Source organism: Streptomyces sp. NPDC090022 (genome assembly GCF_044748145.1).
Lineage (GTDB): Bacteria > Actinomycetota > Actinomycetes > Streptomycetales > Streptomycetaceae > Streptomyces.
Genome location: NZ_JBIVFN010000012.1, coordinates 153,215 through 169,710 on the forward strand (window position 1 = coordinate 153,215; position 16,496 = coordinate 169,710).

A 16,496-nucleotide genomic window follows, 5' to 3' on the forward strand; every position below is an offset into this window, starting at 1 on the left:
CGGGCGGGCGGCCGACTTCGGCGTACCCTGCCGCGTATGTGCGGAATTGTGGGTTACGTGGGAGCGCAGTCGGCGCTCGATGTGGTCATCGCCGGACTCAAGCGGCTGGAGTACCGCGGCTACGACTCGGCCGGGGTCGCCGTCCTCGCCGACGGCGGGCTCGCCGCCGCCAAGAAGGCCGGGAAGCTCGTCAACCTGGAGAAGGAACTGGTCGCCCACCCGTTGCCGAGCGGGGCCACGGGCATCGGGCACACCCGCTGGGCCACGCACGGCGGGCCGACGGACACCAACGCCCATCCGCACCTGGACAACTCCGGACGCGTGGCGGTCGTCCACAACGGCATCATCGAGAACTTCGCCGCGCTGCGGGCGGAACTCGCCGAGCGCGGCCACCGGCTGGAGTCCGAGACCGACACCGAGGTCGTCGCCCACCTGCTCGCCGAGGCCTTCTCCTCCACCGGCGACCTCGCCGAGTCGATGCGCCAGGTCTGCCGCCGCCTGGAGGGCGCCTTCACCCTCGTCGCCGTGCACGCCGACGAGCCCGACGTGGTGGTCGGCGCGCGCCGCAACTCCCCGCTCGTGGTCGGGGTCGGCGAGGGCGAGAACTTCCTCGCCTCCGACGTCGCCGCCTTCATCGCGCACACCCGCTCCGCCATCGAGCTCGGCCAGGACCAGGTCGTGGAGGTGCGCCGCGACGGGGTCACGGTGACGGACTTCGCGGGCGGCCCGGCCGACGTACGGGCCTACAACGTCGACTGGGACGCCTCGGCCGCCGAGAAGGGCGGCTACGACTACTTCATGCTGAAGGAGATCGCCGAGCAGCCCAAGGCGGTCGCCGACACCCTGCTGGGCCGGATCGACGCGGGCGGTTCGCTGACCCTGGACGAGGTGCGGATCCCGGCGTCGGTGCTGCGCGAGGTCGACAAGGTCGTCATCGTCGCGTGCGGGACGGCGTACCACGCGGGGATGATCGCGAAGCTGGCGATCGAGCACTGGACGCGGATCCCCTGCGAGACCGAGCTGGCCAGCGAGTTCCGCTACCGGGACCCGATCCTGGGGCGGCGCACGCTGGTGATCGCGATCTCGCAGTCCGGCGAGACCATGGACACCCTGATGGCGCTGCGGCACGCCCGCGAGCAGGGCGCCAAGGTGCTCGCCATCTGCAACACCAACGGCTCCACCATCCCCCGCGAGTCGGACGCGGTGCTGTACACGCACGCGGGCCCCGAGGTCGCGGTGGCCTCGACGAAGGCCTTCCTGACGCAGCTGGTGGCCTGCTACCTGGTCGCGCTGTACCTGGGGCAGGTGCGGGGCACCAAGTGGGGCGACGAGATCCGGGCGGTCGTCCGGGAACTGTCGGAGATCGCGGGCGCGGTGGACGCGGTCCTGGAGACCATGGAGCCGGTACGGCGGCTGGCCCGCTCGCTGGCGGACAAGGACACCGTGCTGTTCCTGGGCCGGCACGTGGGCTACCCGGTCGCGCTGGAGGGCGCGCTCAAGCTCAAGGAGCTGGCGTACATGCACGCGGAGGGCTTCGCGGCGGGCGAGCTCAAGCACGGGCCGATCGCGCTGATCGAGGACGACCTGCCGGTGGTGGTCGTGGTGCCGTCGCCGCGCGGCCGCTCGGTGCTGCACGACAAGATCGTGTCGAACATCCAGGAGATCCGGGCCCGGGGCGCCCGGACCATCGTGATCGCGGAGGCGGGGGACGAGACGGTCGTGCCGTACGCCGACCACCTGATCCGGATCCCGGCCACACCGACGCTGCTCCAGCCGCTCGTGGCGACGGTGCCGCTGCAGGTGTTCGCGTGCGAGCTGGCGACCGCGCGCGGCAACGAGGTGGACCAGCCGCGTAACTTGGCGAAGTCGGTCACGGTGGAGTAGCCGTGGAACAACGGTGGAGTAGGGGCGCGTAGTCGTGATTGTCGGCGTGGGCATCGATGTGGCCGAGATCGACCGGTTCGAGGCGGCGATGCTGCGCACACCGCACCTGGCGGAGCGGCTGTTCCTGGAGGCGGAGCTGTACCTGCCGAGCGGCGAGCGGCGCGGGATCGCGTCGCTCGCGGCGCGGTTCGCCGCGAAGGAGGCGCTGGCCAAGGCGCTGGGCGCGCCCGCCGGACTGCTGTGGACGGACGCCGAGGTGTACGTCGAGGACAGCGGGCGGCCGCGGCTGCGGGTGTCCGGGACGGTCGCGGCGCGGGCGGCGGAACTGGGCGTGGCCTCCTGGCACATCTCGCTCAGCCACGACGCGGGAGTGGCGTCGGCGGTGGTGATCGCGGAGGGCTGACCTGGGAGGCTGACGCCATGCGGACTGCTTATGTCGTGGAGACGGTACGGGCGGCCGAGCGCGAGCTGATGGCGCGGCTGCCGGAGGGCGCGCTGATGCAGCGCGCGGCGGCGGGCCTCGCGGCCACCTGCGCGGGGCTGCTGGGACGGGTGTCGGGGGCGCGCGTGGCGCTGCTCGTGGGCACCGGGGACAACGGGGGCGACGCCCTGTACGCGGGGGCGCGGCTCGCGCGCCGGGGCGCGGCCGTCCGGGCGGTCCTGCTGGACGCCGAACGGGTGCATCCCGGCGGTCTGGCGGCGCTGCGCGCGGCGGGCGGGCGGGTGGCCGAGCGGGTCCCGGACCGGGTGGACCTCGTCATGGACGGGCTGCTGGGCATCGGCGGGCGGGGCGGGCTGCGGCCGAGCGCGGCCGCGCTGGCCGCGCAGGCGGCCGCCGCGCGGGAGGCGGGCGCGCTGGTGGTCGCGGTCGACCTGCCCAGCGGGGTGGACGCGGACACCGGGGAGGTCGTGGGGCCGGCGGTGACGGCGGACGCGACGGTGACGTTCGGCGCGTACAAGCCGGGGCTGCTGGTGGATCCCGGAGCGGAGCGGGCGGGCGCGCTGCGGCTGGTGGAGATCGGGCTGACGCTGCCGGAGCGGGCGGACGCCGAGGCCCTCCAGCACGCCGACGTGGCCGCCCTGCTGCCGGTACCGGGCGCGGAGAGCGACAAGTACCGGCGGGGCGTGGTGGGGGTGCTGGCCGGGTCCGCGCAGTACCCGGGCGCGGCGGTGCTGGCGGTCGCGGGCGCGCTGCGGGGCGGCGCCGGGGCCGTCCGGTACGTCGGGCCGGCGGCCGAGGCGGTGCTGGCGCGGTACCCGGAGACGCTGATCGGGCCGGGGCGGGTGCAGGCGTGGGTGGTCGGGCCGGGGCTGGGCGAGGCGCGGCTGGCCGAGGTCGCGGAGGTGCTGGAGTCGGACGTGCCGGTGCTGGTGGACGCGGACGGTCTGCGCGGTCTGCGGGATCTGCGGGATCTGCGGGATCTGCGGGACGCGGGGGGCTCGGGGCGGGGGCGGGGGCTGCGGGGGCGGTCCGCGCCGACCCTGCTGACGCCCCACGCGGGCGAGGCGGCGGCGCTGCTGGGGGTGGACCGGGCGACGGTGGAGGCCGAACGGCTGGAGTCGGCGCGGGAGCTGGCGGGGCGGTACGGGGCGACGGTGCTGCTGAAGGGCTCGACGACGGTGGTGTGCGATCCGGACGGCGGCCGGGCCCCCGTCCGGGTGAACCCGACGGGTACGTCATGGCTGGCGACGGCGGGGAGCGGTGACGTGCTGTCGGGGCTGGCGGGGTCGTTGCTGGCGGCCGGGCTGGGGGCGCTGGACGCGGGGTCGGTGGCGGCGTACCTCCACGGGCTGGCGGGGCGCGGCGCGGCCGCGGGGGCGCCGCTGCTGGCCCAGCAGATCGCGGACGCCCTGCCGGCCGCGTGGCGCTCGGTCTCCCCACGGTAGTCCCACCCCGGGGCCCGGCCCCTGCCGGTGGCCCGCCGGGCCCTGGCGCCCCTGCCGGTGGTTCCCGCCGGGGTCGCCGGAGCCGCCGCCCGGGTCTCCGCGCCCGGGGCACGCGCCCAGGGTTCCGCGCCCGGGTCTCCGCGCCCGGGGTCCCGGTGCCGTGGGGGGCGGCTGACGAGGGGTCCGCTGCGCGGGGCTCCTTCCCCACCCCGCCCCTTCCCGTAACCGGGGCTCCGCCCCGGGCCCTGCGCCTCAAACGCCGGCGGGGCTGGAGGGCTGGGCCCCGCCTTAAATGCTGGCGCGGCTGGGGGGGGGTGCCGGGGCTCCGTCCCGGGCCCTGCGCCTCAAACGCCGGCGGGGCTGGTGGGCTGGGCTCCGCCTCAAATGCTGGCGCGGCTGGGGGGGTGCCGGGGCTCCGTCCCGGGCCCTGCGCCTCAAACGCCGGCGGGGCTGGTGGGCTGGGCCCCGCCTCAAATGCTGGCGCGGCTGGGGGGTGCCGGGGCTCCGTCCCGGGCCCTGCGCCTCAAACGCCGGCGGGGCTGGTGGGGCGGGTCCCTGACTTCAGCGCCGACGGGGCTGGGGGGTGCCGGGGCTCCGCCCCGGGCCCCCAGCCGCGTCGGTGAGCGGGGGCGCCGGGGTGCCGCGGGTTGTGGCCCGCCGGGGGTGAGGTGTGCGCCGGGGGTGGTGGCGGGTTCTGAGAGACTGGGCGGCGATGAACGAGACACCGCCGCGCGTACACGCCGAGATCGATCTTGACGCCGTACGGGGGAACGTGCGCGCACTGCGCGACCGGGCACCCCGGGCCGAGCTGATGGCCGTCGTCAAGGCGGACGCCTACGGCCACGGCGCGGTCGCCTGTGCCCGCGCCGCCCAGCAGGCCGGCGCGAGCTGGATCGGCACGGCCACGCCCCAGGAGGCCCTCGCCCTGCGCGCGGCGGGCCTCGGCGGGCGGATCATGTGCTGGCTGTGGACCCCCGGCGGGCCCTGGCGCGAGGCCGTCGAGGCCGACATCGACGTGTCCGTGAGCGGGATGTGGGCCCTGGACGAGGTGCGTGCCGCCGCCCGCGCGGCCGGCCGGACCGCGCGGATCCAGCTCAAGGCCGACACCGGTCTCGGCCGCAACGGCTGCCAGCCCGCCGACTGGGCCGCCCTCGTCACGGCGGCCGTCGCCGCCCAGGCCGAGGGCACCGTCCGGGTCACCGGCATCTGGTCGCACTTCGCCTGCGCCGACGAGCCCGGCCACCCCTCCATCCAGCCGCAGCTCACCGCCTTCCGGGAGATGCTCGCGTACGCCGAGAAGGAGGGCGTCGAGCCCGAGGTCCGGCACATCGCCAACTCCCCGGCGACGCTCACCCTCCCCGAGAGCCACTTCGACCTCGTACGGACCGGCCTCGCGGTCTACGGCGTGTCGCCCGCCCCCGAGCTCGGCACCGCCCAGCAGCTCGGCCTGCGGCCCGCCATGACGCTGAAGGCCTCCGTCGCGCTGGTCAAGGACGTGCCCGCCGGTCACGGCGTCAGCTACGGCCACCACTACGTCACGTCCGGCGCGACCCGGCTCGCGCTGATCCCCGCCGGGTACGCCGACGGCATCCCGCGGCACGCCTCCGGGCGCGGGCCGGTCCTGGTCGGCGGCTCCGTCCGGACGGTCGCCGGGCGGGTCGCGATGGACCAGTTCGTCGTCGACCTCGGCGACGACGCCGCCGTACGCCCCGGCGACGAGGCCGTGATCTTCGGCCCCGGTGACCACGGCGAGCCCACCGCCGAGGACTGGGCCCAGGCCGCCGGGACGATCGCCTACGAGATCGTCACCCGCATCGGGGGCCGCGTGCCCCGGGTCCACCTCCATGTCTGACCCGACGGGGCTGGGGAATCCCGGCGCCGCCGGGAACTGGCGGCGGGCCGGCTGGGCCGGCGCCGCCATCGGCGTGCTGGCCGCCGGCGCGGCGGCGGGCGTCGCGGTCGAGCGGCTCACCGTCGGCCGCGGCATGCGGATGAGGGCCCGCCTGGCCCTCGACGCCGCCGGCCCGTTCGGCTCCCTGCGCGGCCGCGAGGGCACCTGCCGGGCCGAGGACGGGACCGCGCTCCACTACGAGGTCGACGAGATCGGCGAGGAGAGCACCCCCAAGCGCCGCCGGCTGCGCCGCAAGGCCGCCCCGCCCGCCACCGTCGTGTTCTGCCACGGCTACTGCCTGGCCCAGGACGCCTGGCACTTCCAGCGGGCCGCGCTGCGCGGCCTGGTCCGCGCCGTCTACTGGGACCAGCGCAGCCACGGCCGCTCGGACCGGGGCCTGGCCCAGGCCGACGGCGAGCCCGTCACCATCGACCAGCTCGGCCGCGACCTCAAGGCGGTCATCGACGCCGCCGCCCCCGAGGGCCCGCTGATCCTCGTCGGGCACTCCATGGGCGGTATGACGATCATGGCGCTCGCCGAGCGGTTCCCCGAGCTGGTGCGCGACCGCATCGTCGGCATCGCCCTCATCGGGACCTCCAGCGGCCGCATGGACGAGGTCACGTTCGGGTTGCCGGCCGCCGGGGTGAGCGCGGTGCGCCGGGTGCTGCCGGGCGTGCTGAAGGCGCTGGGCTCGCAGGCGGAGTTGGTGGAGCGGGGCCGGCGGGCCACCGCCGACCTGTTCGCCGGGACCGTCAAGCGGTACTCGTTCGCCTCGCGCGACGTGGACCCGGCCGTCGCCCGGTTCGCGGAACGCCTGATCGAGGCCACCCCGATCGACGTGGTCGCGGAGTTCTACCCGGCCTTCCAGACCCACGACAAGACCGCCGCCCTCCAGCGGTTCGCGGACATCCCGGTCACCGTGATCGCCGGGGACCGCGACATGATCACCCCGCCCGGGCACAGCGTGGCCATCAAGGCCGAACTCCCGGCCGCCGAGCTGACGGTGCTGGAGAGCGCCGGACACCTGATGATGCTGGAGCACCCCGAGACCGTCACCGGGCTGCTGACCGACCTGCTGGCCCGCACGGGCGCGGTGCCCGCAGCGGCTAACGTTGGCACGTATGGAAGCACCGCACGCAGCGCACCCCCGCACCACCGGGGCCGGGACTGAGGCCTCGGCCGTCCCGGCCGCCCCGGCCGTCATCACCGTCGATTCGCCCGAGCGGATGCAGGACCTGGGCCGGCGGATCGCCGCCCTGCTGCGCCCCGGCGACCTCGTCCTGCTGACCGGCGAGCTCGGCGCGGGCAAGACCACCCTGACCCGGGGCCTGGGCGAGGGCCTGGGCGTGCGCGGGGCCGTGACCTCGCCGACCTTCGTGATCGCCCGGGTGCACCCCTCGCTGGTGGACGGCCCGCCGCTGGTCCACGTGGACGCGTACCGGCTGGGCGGCGGCCTGGACGAGATGGAGGACCTGGACCTCGACGTCTCGCTGCCCGAGTCCGTGATCGTCGTGGAGTGGGGCGACGGCAAGGTGGAGGAGCTCTCGGACGACCGGCTGCACGTGGTGATCGCGCGGGCGGTGGGCCACGAGGAGGTCCTCGACGACGTGCGCGAGGTGTCGGTGACGGGCATCGGCGACCGCTGGGACGCGGCCGAGCTGGCGAAGCTCGCGTAAACGTACCGACAACCCGTCGGCAAGATATTGCGCCCACGGTGGGGTGCGTGATGACATGGTACCGAGAGCCGGTTAGGTCTACCTAAGTCAGGCCCCAGTCCGGCGCCCCGGGTCCTTTGGAGGGCAGCCATGTCGGCAGCAGAGCGCGAAGACGCACCCCGTCGCCCCTACGCCGTGCCGTCGTCCGGGCTGTCCATGCAGGCGCTGCTCGCCTCGTGCGCGGCCGCGACCGCCGTCTCCACCCCGCCGCGCCGCGAGCCGGCGCGGGAGCAGGGGGCGGGACAGGGGGCGGGACAAGGGCCGGGGCACGGGCCGGGGCAGGCGCCGGTGCGCGGGCCGGGCGCCGTACGCGGGCAGGCCGCTCCGGAGTCCGAAGCGGCCTGAGTGCGGAGTCCGAAGCGGCCTGAGTCCACCCGGGGCCGCGGTGGCCGCTGCCCCGTTCGGGTGACTACGGGACGACGACCACCTTGGTGTTGATCGTCGCGAAGTTCCACATCGCGTCGCCGTCCGCGCGCGACATCCGGATGCCGCCGGTCTTCTTCTTCGGGTCCGGCTCCGGCAGCGCGCCGTCCAGCCGGGCGCTGAAGCCGACCACCACACCGTCCGACGTGGCGAACCGCACCACGTGCTCGACCGGCACGCCGTCCGAGCCGGTCACCGCGCCCGAGCGGGAGTTGACCATGTAGGTGCCCGCCTTGGGCTGCACGGTGCTCGGCATCACGGCGAAGGTGCGCGGCTCGGGCTTGCCCGGCTCACCCACCAGCCACACCCGCTTCTGGCCCACCGAGTAGACCACCCGGGTCCCGGTCCCGGAGTCGGCCGGCAGCGGTCCCGGCTTGGCGGGGCCCTGCGGCGCGGCGGGCTGCTGGGCCTGGCCGGCGGCCGGCGACGGCTCGGCCTTCGCCCCGGCGGCGGGACGGGCGGGCGCGGTCGCGGACGCCTGGTACGCGAGGAAGCCGACCATGGCGAGTGCCGCGGCGGTGAGCCCGGCCACGATTCCCGAGCTGCTGCGTGCCACCTTGCGCCGCCTTCCCCGGGCTTCCCCCGGCTCTTGACCCTGGATACGTGATCGAAGGTAGCAGCCGGGGCGGTGGCGATCGGGCCGCACCGGGCCCGGTGCCAGGAGTCGTAGGCTGTTCGCGTGCTCTTGCTCGCTGTAGATACCGCCACGCCCGCCGTCACCGTCGCCCTGCACGACGGCGACTCCGTCGTCGCCGAGTCCCACCAGGTCGATGCCCGCCGCCACGGGGAGCTGCTGCTGCCCTCGGTGGACAAGGTGCTCGCCGAGGCGGGGCTCCGGCTCGACGCCGTGACCGGCATCGTCGTGGGCGTCGGCCCCGGCCCGTACACCGGACTGCGCGTCGGCCTCGTGACCGCCTCCACCTTCGCCGCCGCGCTCGGCGTCCCGGTGCACGGCCTGTGCACCCTCGACGGCCTCGCGTACGCCGCCGGGACCGCCGGGATCGAGGGCCCCTTCGTGGTCGCCACCGACGCGCGCCGCAAGGAGGTCTACTGGGCCCGCTACGAGGACCCGCGCACGCGCACCGGCGAGCCGGCCGTGGACCGGCCGGCCGACATCGCCGACCAGGTCGCGGGCCTGCCCGCGGTGGGCGCCGGCGCGCTGCTCTACCCCGAGGTCTTCGCGGACGCCCGCGGCCCCGAGCACCAGTCGGCGGCGGCCCTGGCCTCCCTGGCCGCGGAACGGCTGGCGGCGGGGGCGGAGTTCCTGCCTCCGACACCGCTGTACCTGCGCCGCCCCGACGCGCAGGTCCCCAAGAACTACAAGGTGGTCACTCCGAAGTGACGACGGCCGTCTTGCGCGACATGCGCTGGTGGGACATCGAGCCCGTGCTGGAACTGGAGCACGAGCTGTTCCCCGAGGACGCCTGGTCCGCCGGCATGTTCTGGTCCGAGCTGGCCCACGCGCGCGGCCCGCACGCCACCCGCCGCTACATCGTGGCGGAGGACCCCGGCAGCGGCCGGGTCGTCGGCTACGCGGGCCTGGCCGCCGCCGGCGACCTGGCCGACGTACAGACCATCGCGGCCGCCCGCGACCAGTGGGGGACCGGGCTCGGTGCCCGGCTGCTCACCGACCTGCTGAGCGCCGCCACCGCGTTCGAGTGCGCCGAGGTGCTGCTGGAGGTACGGGTGGACAACACCCGCGCCCAGAAGCTCTACGAGCGCTTCGGCTTCGAGCCCATCGGCTTCCGGCGCGGCTACTACCAGCCCGGCAACGTCGACGCGCTCGTCATGCGCCTTTCCGACCCCGCACGCTCCGTACAAGGATCTGACACCCATGGCTGACGAACCCCTCGTCCTCGGCATCGAGACCTCCTGCGACGAGACCGGCGTCGGCGTCGTCCGCGGCACCACGCTGCTCGCGGACGCGGTCGCCTCCAGCGTCGACGAGCACGCGCGCTTCGGCGGTGTCGTGCCCGAGGTGGCCTCCCGCGCCCATCTGGAGGCGATGGTCCCGACCATCGAGCGGGCCCTGAAGGAGGCCGGCGTCAGCGCCAAGGACCTCGACGGCATCGCGGTCACCGCCGGGCCCGGCCTGGCCGGCGCCCTGCTGGTCGGCGTATCGGCGGCGAAGGCGTACGCGTACGCGCTCGGCAAGCCGCTCTACGGCGTGAACCACCTGGCCTCGCACATCTGCGTGGACCAGCTCGAGCACGGGCCGCTGCCGGAGCCGACCATGGCGCTGCTGGTGTCCGGCGGGCACTCCTCGCTGCTGCTCGCCCCCGACATCACCTCCGACGTCCGGCCGCTGGGCGCGACCATCGACGACGCGGCGGGCGAGGCCTTCGACAAGATCGCGCGGGTGCTGCACCTGGGCTTCCCGGGCGGCCCGGTGATCGACCGGCTCGCCAAGGAGGGCGACCCGACGGCGATCCACTTCCCGCGCGGGCTGACCGGGCCGCGGGACCCGGCGTACGACTTCTCCTTCTCCGGGCTCAAGACCGCCGTGGCGCGCTGGATCGAGGCGAAGCGGAACGCGGGGGAGGAGGTGCCGGTGCGCGACGTGGCCGCGTCCTTCCAGGAGGCCGTGGTCGACGTGCTCACCCGCAAGGCGATCCGCGCGTGCAAGGACGAGGGCGTCGACCACCTGATGATCGGCGGCGGCGTGGCCGCCAACTCCCGGCTGCGGGCGCTGGCGCAGGAGCGCTGCGACGACGCGGGCATCGTGCTGCGGGTGCCGCGGCCGAAGCTGTGCACCGACAACGGCGCGATGGTGGCGGCGCTGGGCGCGGAGATGGTCAAGCGGAACCGGGCGGCATCGGACTGGGATCTGTCGGCGGACTCCTCGCTGCCGGTGACGGACCCGCACGTGCCGGGCGCCGGTCACGAGCACGAGCACGGCGGTGGGCACGGCGAGGGGCACGGGCACGGCGGTGGGCACGGGAACGGCCACGCGCACGACCACGACCACGTGCACGAGCTCAGCAAGGACAACCTCTACTCATGAGCCTCACCGTCGCGTTGATGTGGGAGGCGCGGGCGACCGCCGGGCGGGGGGACGAGCTCCTGGAGTGGGCCCGTTCGCAGGTCCTCGCCCACGAGCCGGTGCACCGCGAGGTGTTGCGCGCCCCGCAGGACCGGGTGCTCGTCATCACCTGGTGGCACGCCCCGGCCCTCTCGGCCGATCTGCCCGAACTCCCCGAACCCGCAGCAGATCTGATCACCCGTCCGGTGCACCGCTGGCGTTTCGAGTCGGTCGAGGGCGCGGCCGGGGGAACGCTGCGGGGAACAGTCGGGAAACCCTAGCGACGGCCCGGGGCGGGCGGTCGGGGCCGCGTCCGGCTGGCGCTATCGTCATGGTCATGCCTCGTCGCGACCTGCCGCCCCTGCCGCCGCCCGCGCACCTGCGCGCCTGGCTCGACGACAGCGTCGTACGGGCCGACCGCGCCCGGTTCCTGGAGGACCTCGGGCGGCGCAGCCTGGGCCCGGGGCGGCTGTTGCTGCTCTGGGCGATCGCGGCCGTCTTCGCGTTCGGCTGGTCGTTCGTCGGCATGGCCCTGATGTCGTTCGAGCAGGACCGGGCCCTGGAGGACATCTTCGGCGCCGTGTACGCCGCCCTGGGCGCCGGTGTGCTGGTGCCCGCCGGATTCTGGCTGGCGTGGGGCGCCCGGCGGGACCGGCAGGTACGTCAACTGCTGTGCGCGTGGGCCGAGTTCGAACCGGACCCGGTGGTCGACGCCCGGCTGCGGGCGCCCGGGCTGAGCCTGGGCTGGCTGCTGCCGTCGCTGGGGCTGTGCGCGCTGGGCCTGTGGGTGACCTTCGGTACGGCGGCGACGGCCCGGCCGGGCAGCGACACGTACGGCGAGGTCGCGTACCACATGGGCCTGGGCATGATCCTGTGGATCACCGGGCTGCTGGGCGTCGGCAAGGCCGCCGCCCACTACCGCTGGGCGCTGCGCGCGCTCACGGCGCCGGGGCGGGGAAGCCGATCAGCATCGACGGGGCTCCCGCCACACGGGTGAGGAAGACGGTCGCCGCGTTCCTCCCCTGCGGCTTCACCTTCTTGCGCAGTTCCTCCGGCTCGATCGCCGAACCCCGCTTCTTGACCGTCAGCACGCCCACCTCGCGCTCGCGCAGCAGCGCCTTGAGCTTCTTCAGGCCGAAGGGCAGCACGTCGGTGATCTCGTACGCCGTGGCGTACGGCGTCGCGCGCAGTTCGTCGGCCGTGATGTACGCGATGGTCGGGTCGATCAGCCGGCCGCCGAGTCCGGCCGCGACCTCGGCCACCAGGTGCGCGCGGATCACCGCGCCGTCGGGCTCGTAGAGGTAGCGCCCCACCGGGCCGGTCTCGGGGTCGGGCAGCGGATCGGTGGTCCGCAGGGAGTGCGGCCCGGGCAGCAGGGTGGCACGCACGGCGCCGGGGGTGACGGCGGGGGTGGTGGCGGGCGTGGTGGCGGCGGGGGTGGTCGCGGTGCCGGGGGCCGGTTCCAGTGGGGCGGCGAACCAGAGCACCGCCTCCTTCACGTCGCCGGTGTCCGAGATCCACTCGGCCTCGGCCTCGGCGGGGACCGCCTCGTGCGGGATGCCCGGGGCGATCTTGATGGCCGCGTACCGCGCCGCCCGGGCGGTCTCCACGGCCCAGGACAGCGGCGGCGAATAGGCCTCGGGGTCGAAGATCCGGCCCCGGCCGCCCCGGCGGGCCGGGTCCAGGAACACGGCGTCGTACCCGCTCGTGTCCACCTCCGTCACGTCCGCCTCACGGACCTCGATCAGCTCCGCCAGCCCCAGCGCCTCGGCGTTGGCCCGCGCCACGGCGGCGGTCAGCGGGTCCCGGTCCACCGCCAGGACGCGGATGCCGGCGCGGGCGAGCGCGATCGCGTCGCCGCCGATGCCGCAGCACAGGTCGGCCAGGCTGCGGACGCCGAGCGCGGCGATCCGCTCGGCGCGGTACGCCGCCACCGAGGCGCGGGTGGCCATTTCGCCGCCGCCCGGCGTGAAGTACATCCGGTACGCGTCCCGCTCGCCGAACTTCGCCACGGCGCGCCCGCGCAGCCGGGCCTGGCCGAGGGCGGCGGAGACCAGCGCGGCCGGATGCTCGCGGCGCAGCCGGGTGGCGGTGGCGAGTTCCGTGGCGGGGTCGTAGTCGCGCAGGCCGGCGAGCAGGGCCTGGCCCTCGGGGGTCAGGAGGGCGGCGAAGTCGTCGTGGTTCACCGGTTCATTGTCGGCCAGTGTGGGCCACTCGGTGGAAGTGGAGCGTCCGGTCGCGGTGTCGGCACAGCGGCGCGGCTTCCGCCTGCCACCATCCGCAACTATGAAGCTAGTAGGACAATCAGGAAAAACCGCCCGCCTTCCCGCACGCCCGCGCGGCCGGTACGGGGTGGCGCTGGCCGCGCTCATGGTCGCCGCCCTCGGCACCGCCTGCGGCTCGGGCGAGGGCGGAAGGCCCGCCACCAAGCCCGAGAAACCCAAGACCGGCAGCGGCGCCCAGGGCGGCGCCCCCGCCCTGACCCCCCAGCAGCAGCGGCAGGCCCTCGTCGCCGCCACCAAGAAATGGCGCCTGGCCAAGGTGCCGCTCACCGCGCCCGCCGCGCCCACGACCAAGCCGGAGATCACCACCCGCGACGGCTTCGAGGTGGAGGACCACGAGGAGCTGGGCCTGCCCCCGGTCTTCACGACCATCCCGACCGAGGAGAACGTCGTCTTCCTCACCATCGACGACGGCGCGGAGAAGGATCCCGAGTTCCTGAAGATGATGAAGGAGCTGAAGATCCCGTACACGGCGTTCGTCAGCGACTACGTCATCCGCGACAACTACGCGTACTTCAAGGAGATGCAGGCCTCGGGCGTCACCATCAACAACCACACCCTCAACCACCGGTACATGCCGGCCCTGTCGTACGAGAAGCAGCGCCAGGAGATCTGCGGCCAGCAGAACACCATCCACAAGGAGTTCGGCAAGGCGCCGACCCTCTTCCGGCCGCCGTACGGCAACTACAACGAGGACACCCTCAAGGCGGCGAAGTCCTGCGGCATCAAGTACGCCCCGCTGTGGAACGCCGAAGCCTTCCCGGACAAGATGGACTACCGGGAGTGGGACCGCGACCTGCACCCCGGGGACATCATCCTGACCCACTTCCGGGGCCGGGAGGACTGGAAGGGGACCATGCCCGACATGATCCGTCAGGTCATGAAGACCGTCACGGACAAGGGATACGCCGTGGCCCGCTTGGAGGACTACCTGTGAGGAACGCGCGCCGGTCGGTGGCCGGAACGCTGGCGGCCGGCGCGCTCGCGCTCTCCCTGGCGGGGTGCGGGGAGAGCGTCGAACCCATCGAACGGCTGGGCCGCAAGACGACGCAGGAGGTCCAGGACGAGGCGTCCGGAGCGCCGGGGCCGGGCGGCTCCGCGGCTCCCTCGGCCCCGGCCTCGCCCTCGCTCCCGCCCTCGGGCGGCGCGTCCGACGAGGCGTACCGGAAGTGGGGGCTGAGCCGCCCCCTGGAGTTCGCCCCGAAGCCGGCGGAGAAGCCCAAGCTGCCGGCCGCGCCCGCGGGCAAGGTCGCGGTGGTGGACCGAATACCCGTGCCGGCCGGGGAGAAGGTCGTCTTCCTGACCTTCGACGACGGCGCCGAGAAGGACCCCGAGTTCCTGAAGATGGCGGCCGACCTCAAACTGCCGATCAGCATGTTCCTCACGGACGACATCGCGTCGGCGGACTACGGCTACTTCCAGAAGCTGCGTGACATGGGCAACGGCAGTGTGATCAACAACCACACGCTGTCCCACCCCAACCTGCGGACCCTGCCGTACACCACGCAGAAGCGCGAGATCTGCGGCCAGCAGGACCACCTCGAGCAGCGCTTCGGCGAGCGCCCCCGCCTGTTCCGCCCGCCGTACGGCAACTACAACGACGACACCCTGCGCGCGGCGTCGGAATGCGGGGTCTCGTCGCTGGTCCTGTGGCGGGTGTCGATGCAGATCAACAACTTCCAGTACGCCGAGGGCAACGCCCTCAAGCCGGGCGACATCATCCTGGCCCACTTCCGCGGCCGCTCCGAACTCAAGGGCTCGACGGAGACCCAGATGACGACGCGCATGCTCCGCCACATCCAGGACCAGGGCTTCCGGATAGGCCGCCTGGAGGACTACGTGTGAGCCCCTGCCGCAGGCCCGCCGTGACCGGCGGGCCGGTGGGAGATCGAGAGGATCAGGTCGCGGAGCTGTTCCACGTACAGGCGCATGTTCTTGTACGCGACGTCCGTGTCCGGGTAGCGGGCGGCCAGTTGGAGGCCCTCGTCGAGGCGGTTGATCCAGACGCAGACCTGGTCGCCGTAGGAGACCCTCAGCAGGCCGTACGCCTTCTGGGCGGTCCAGTCGGCGGAGCCCGGCATGACGCGGGCGTCGACGAACGAGACGATCGAGTACAGGTCCGGCGACGTCGGGCGGAAGTCCGCGCCGAGCAGGCGCAGGACCCGGGCGATGGGCATACGGGCCAGCGGCCGGTTGGCGCGCAGCGCGGCGCGCACCATCTCCAGCACGCCGCGGAAGTCGGGCGCCTGCGCCGTGTGGATCTCGATCGGCGCGCCGCCGACGTACCAGCCCACGGAGTCCCGCCACTGGGACTTCACCCGGGTGTGGAAGGGCACGACCGTGCGGTAGACGGGCTGCCCGCCCAGCTCGTGCACGATCAGGCTCGTCGCCGCGAGGATGCCGGTCATGCTCCCGCCGAAGGGACGGCAGTACGCCTCGAACGCGGCCGCGTCCTCGGGGCCGACCAGCATCTCCTGCATGAGCTTCTGGGGCGGCAGGCCCTCGCCGCCCTCCAGGCCCAGATCGACGGGGAAGCCGGGCAGCCGGCCGTCACAGCGCCGGATGAACTCCCGCCAGCGGCCGATGATCTCGTGCGTCTCGTCGATCCGGTCCGCCTCCGCGCGCTCGATCCCGCAGAAGTCGACGTAGCTGTGCACCGTCGGGGTGTCGAGGAGACGGCCCTCGATGCCCGCCGCGTACAGCTCGTGGATCTCGGCGGGGATGCGCTGCACGGAGTACGCGTCGACGTTGCTGTGGTCGAAGGCCATGTACACGCTCGTGCAGTCGTCGCGGACGACGGCCGTGTACAGGAAGTTCGGCCAGCACAGCGCGTCGGCCACGACGTCGAAGCGGTCCTGGAGGTACGCCACCAGCTCCGCCGCGTCGGGGAACTCGCCGACCACGTCGCGCCGCAGCGCCACGTCCCCGGCGTCGAGCGTGAACCGGCGCATCTCGTCGCCGTCCCAGCGGAAGCCGCTGCGCAGCGTCTCGTGCCGGAGCGTCCAGCTGCGCAGGACCTCCTGCAGGACGTCGAGATCGACCGGACCCGGCAGGTCGAAGGCCGCGCCGACCCAGGTCGGGACGAACAGCCCGTCCTCGCGCACGGTCCGCGCCGTACGGATGTGCGCCTCCTGGACGTACGCCGGCGGCCGGGAGTCCTCCGGCAGGCCGCGCGCCGCCGCGACGGTCGCCGGGTCGAGCGCCCACTCGACGAGGAGCCCGGGCCGGATCTCGCAGCGCTGGATATCGGTGATTCGCACAGGGACGTCTCCGTTCGCACCTGGGGCAAACGGGAAACCACTCCCAGCGCATGCCCGCTCTCCTGCCCCCCGGCCCCACTGAGGGCCTAACGAAGCGGCCGACGCCGAAGAAACGGCCACACCGACACCGGC

At 74.3% G+C, this 16,496-nt stretch carries 17 protein-coding genes; 14 read left to right on the forward strand and 3 right to left on the reverse strand.

Features of this window, described 5'->3' with window-relative positions:
- Nucleotides 1-36: 36 nt before the first annotated feature.
- The 7 genes from glmS to ACIPXB_RS22080 all read left to right on the forward strand — a co-directional run bounded on the left by glmS (nucleotide 37) and on the right by ACIPXB_RS22080 (nucleotide 7,722).
- The gene (gene glmS, locus ACIPXB_RS22050) at nucleotides 37-1,884 is read left to right on the forward strand and encodes a glutamine--fructose-6-phosphate transaminase (isomerizing) (RefSeq protein WP_401452419.1); all 1,848 of its coding nucleotides are present in this window, start codon (nucleotides 37-39) and stop codon (nucleotides 1,882-1,884) included.
- Nucleotides 1,885-1,918: 34 nt separating this feature from the next.
- The gene (locus tag ACIPXB_RS22055) at nucleotides 1,919-2,287 is read left to right on the forward strand and encodes a holo-ACP synthase (protein ID WP_401452421.1); all 369 of its coding nucleotides are present in this window, start codon (nucleotides 1,919-1,921) and stop codon (nucleotides 2,285-2,287) included.
- A 17-nt stretch (nucleotides 2,288-2,304) separates the two neighbouring features.
- Nucleotides 2,305-3,771, forward strand: coding sequence for an NAD(P)H-hydrate dehydratase (locus ACIPXB_RS22060; RefSeq protein ID WP_401452423.1), 1,467 nt, complete (start codon nucleotides 2,305-2,307; stop codon nucleotides 3,769-3,771).
- A gap of 712 nt (nucleotides 3,772-4,483) precedes the next feature.
- Entirely contained in the window at nucleotides 4,484-5,623 is a 1,140-nt protein-coding gene (alr, locus tag ACIPXB_RS22065; RefSeq protein ID WP_401452425.1) for an alanine racemase, read from the forward strand.
- Entirely contained in the window at nucleotides 5,616-6,833 is a 1,218-nt protein-coding gene (locus ACIPXB_RS22070; RefSeq protein ID WP_401452427.1) for an alpha/beta fold hydrolase, read from the forward strand. Before alr ends, ACIPXB_RS22070 begins: the two co-directional genes overlap by 8 nt.
- Nucleotides 6,784-7,338, forward strand: a complete 555-nt coding sequence (tsaE, locus tag ACIPXB_RS22075) for a tRNA (adenosine(37)-N6)-threonylcarbamoyltransferase complex ATPase subunit type 1 TsaE (RefSeq protein ID WP_401452429.1) — start codon at nucleotides 6,784-6,786, stop codon at nucleotides 7,336-7,338. Before ACIPXB_RS22070 ends, tsaE begins: the two co-directional genes overlap by 50 nt.
- A gap of 129 nt (nucleotides 7,339-7,467) precedes the next feature.
- Nucleotides 7,468-7,722 (forward strand): hypothetical protein, encoded by a 255-nt coding sequence (locus tag ACIPXB_RS22080; protein ID WP_401452431.1) that lies wholly within the window; start codon nucleotides 7,468-7,470, stop codon nucleotides 7,720-7,722.
- Nucleotides 7,723-7,786: 64 nt separating this feature from the next.
- Here the strand turns inward: ACIPXB_RS22080 and ACIPXB_RS22085 are convergent, their stop codons facing one another.
- Nucleotides 7,787-8,356 (reverse strand): hypothetical protein, encoded by a 570-nt coding sequence (locus ACIPXB_RS22085; RefSeq protein ID WP_401452433.1) that lies wholly within the window; start codon nucleotides 8,354-8,356, stop codon nucleotides 7,787-7,789.
- A gap of 123 nt (nucleotides 8,357-8,479) precedes the next feature.
- Between ACIPXB_RS22085 and tsaB the strand changes: the two genes are divergently transcribed.
- From tsaB to ACIPXB_RS22110, 5 genes are read left to right on the forward strand one after another with little or no spacing between them, the layout of a single operon-like run.
- Complete coding sequence (gene tsaB / locus ACIPXB_RS22090) at nucleotides 8,480-9,142, forward strand: tRNA (adenosine(37)-N6)-threonylcarbamoyltransferase complex dimerization subunit type 1 TsaB (RefSeq protein WP_401452435.1); 663 nt, start codon at nucleotides 8,480-8,482, stop codon at nucleotides 9,140-9,142.
- A 20-nt stretch (nucleotides 9,143-9,162) separates the two neighbouring features.
- Entirely contained in the window at nucleotides 9,163-9,642 is a 480-nt protein-coding gene (gene rimI, locus ACIPXB_RS22095) for a ribosomal protein S18-alanine N-acetyltransferase (RefSeq protein WP_401452507.1), read from the forward strand.
- Nucleotides 9,635-10,804, forward strand: a complete 1,170-nt coding sequence (gene tsaD / locus ACIPXB_RS22100; RefSeq protein ID WP_401452436.1) for a tRNA (adenosine(37)-N6)-threonylcarbamoyltransferase complex transferase subunit TsaD — start codon at nucleotides 9,635-9,637, stop codon at nucleotides 10,802-10,804. The genes rimI and tsaD overlap by 8 nt, the downstream gene beginning before the upstream one ends.
- On the forward strand, nucleotides 10,801-11,103 hold the full coding sequence (locus ACIPXB_RS22105) for a hypothetical protein (protein WP_401452438.1): 303 nt from the start codon (nucleotides 10,801-10,803) through the stop codon (nucleotides 11,101-11,103). The genes tsaD and ACIPXB_RS22105 overlap by 4 nt, the downstream gene beginning before the upstream one ends.
- A gap of 56 nt (nucleotides 11,104-11,159) precedes the next feature.
- Nucleotides 11,160-11,819 carry a hypothetical protein gene (locus ACIPXB_RS22110; RefSeq protein WP_401452440.1) on the forward strand — a complete coding sequence of 220 codons (660 nt, stop codon included), beginning with the start codon at nucleotides 11,160-11,162 and terminating at the stop codon, nucleotides 11,817-11,819.
- Here the strand turns inward: ACIPXB_RS22110 and ACIPXB_RS22115 are convergent.
- Nucleotides 11,761-13,008, reverse strand: coding sequence for a methyltransferase domain-containing protein (locus ACIPXB_RS22115; RefSeq protein ID WP_401452442.1), 1,248 nt, complete (start codon nucleotides 13,006-13,008; stop codon nucleotides 11,761-11,763). The genes ACIPXB_RS22110 and ACIPXB_RS22115 overlap by 59 nt on opposite strands.
- A 100-nt stretch (nucleotides 13,009-13,108) precedes the next feature.
- Here ACIPXB_RS22115 and ACIPXB_RS22120 point away from each other — a divergent pair, with 100 nt between their 5' ends.
- Nucleotides 13,109-14,041 (forward strand): polysaccharide deacetylase family protein, encoded by a 933-nt coding sequence (locus tag ACIPXB_RS22120; protein ID WP_401452444.1) that lies wholly within the window; start codon nucleotides 13,109-13,111, stop codon nucleotides 14,039-14,041.
- Nucleotides 14,038-14,949, forward strand: a complete 912-nt coding sequence (locus tag ACIPXB_RS22125; RefSeq protein ID WP_401452446.1) for a polysaccharide deacetylase family protein — start codon at nucleotides 14,038-14,040, stop codon at nucleotides 14,947-14,949. Before ACIPXB_RS22120 ends, ACIPXB_RS22125 begins: the two co-directional genes overlap by 4 nt.
- On the opposite strand, the gene ACIPXB_RS22130 is transcribed toward ACIPXB_RS22125, so the two are convergent.
- Nucleotides 14,940-16,364, reverse strand: a complete 1,425-nt coding sequence (locus ACIPXB_RS22130; RefSeq protein ID WP_401452447.1) for a condensation domain-containing protein — start codon at nucleotides 16,362-16,364, stop codon at nucleotides 14,940-14,942. The genes ACIPXB_RS22125 and ACIPXB_RS22130 overlap by 10 nt on opposite strands.
- Nucleotides 16,365-16,496 lie beyond the last annotated feature (132 nt).

What these genes read in the sequence shown, in the direction of transcription:
- ACIPXB_RS22070 (WP_401452427.1), top strand. Translation starts at nt 5,616, where the DNA reads ATGTCTGACCCGACGGGGCTGGGGAATCCCGGCGCCGCCGGGAACTGG.
- ACIPXB_RS22080 (WP_401452431.1), top strand. Translation starts at nt 7,468, where the DNA reads ATGTCGGCAGCAGAGCGCGAAGACGCACCCCGTCGCCCCTACGCCGTG.
- alr (WP_401452425.1), top strand. Translation starts at nt 4,484, where the DNA reads ATGAACGAGACACCGCCGCGCGTACACGCCGAGATCGATCTTGACGCC.
- tsaD (WP_401452436.1), top strand. Translation starts at nt 9,635, where the DNA reads ATGGCTGACGAACCCCTCGTCCTCGGCATCGAGACCTCCTGCGACGAG.
- tsaE (WP_401452429.1), top strand. Translation starts at nt 6,784, where the DNA reads ATGGAAGCACCGCACGCAGCGCACCCCCGCACCACCGGGGCCGGGACT.
- ACIPXB_RS22110 (WP_401452440.1), top strand. Translation starts at nt 11,160, where the DNA reads ATGCCTCGTCGCGACCTGCCGCCCCTGCCGCCGCCCGCGCACCTGCGC.
- ACIPXB_RS22060 (WP_401452423.1), top strand. Translation starts at nt 2,305, where the DNA reads ATGCGGACTGCTTATGTCGTGGAGACGGTACGGGCGGCCGAGCGCGAG.
- rimI (WP_401452507.1), top strand. Translation starts at nt 9,163, where the DNA reads ATGCGCTGGTGGGACATCGAGCCCGTGCTGGAACTGGAGCACGAGCTG.
- ACIPXB_RS22105 (WP_401452438.1), top strand. Translation starts at nt 10,801, where the DNA reads ATGAGCCTCACCGTCGCGTTGATGTGGGAGGCGCGGGCGACCGCCGGG.
- glmS (WP_401452419.1), top strand. Translation starts at nt 37, where the DNA reads ATGTGCGGAATTGTGGGTTACGTGGGAGCGCAGTCGGCGCTCGATGTG.
- ACIPXB_RS22120 (WP_401452444.1), top strand. Translation starts at nt 13,109, where the DNA reads ATGAAGCTAGTAGGACAATCAGGAAAAACCGCCCGCCTTCCCGCACGC.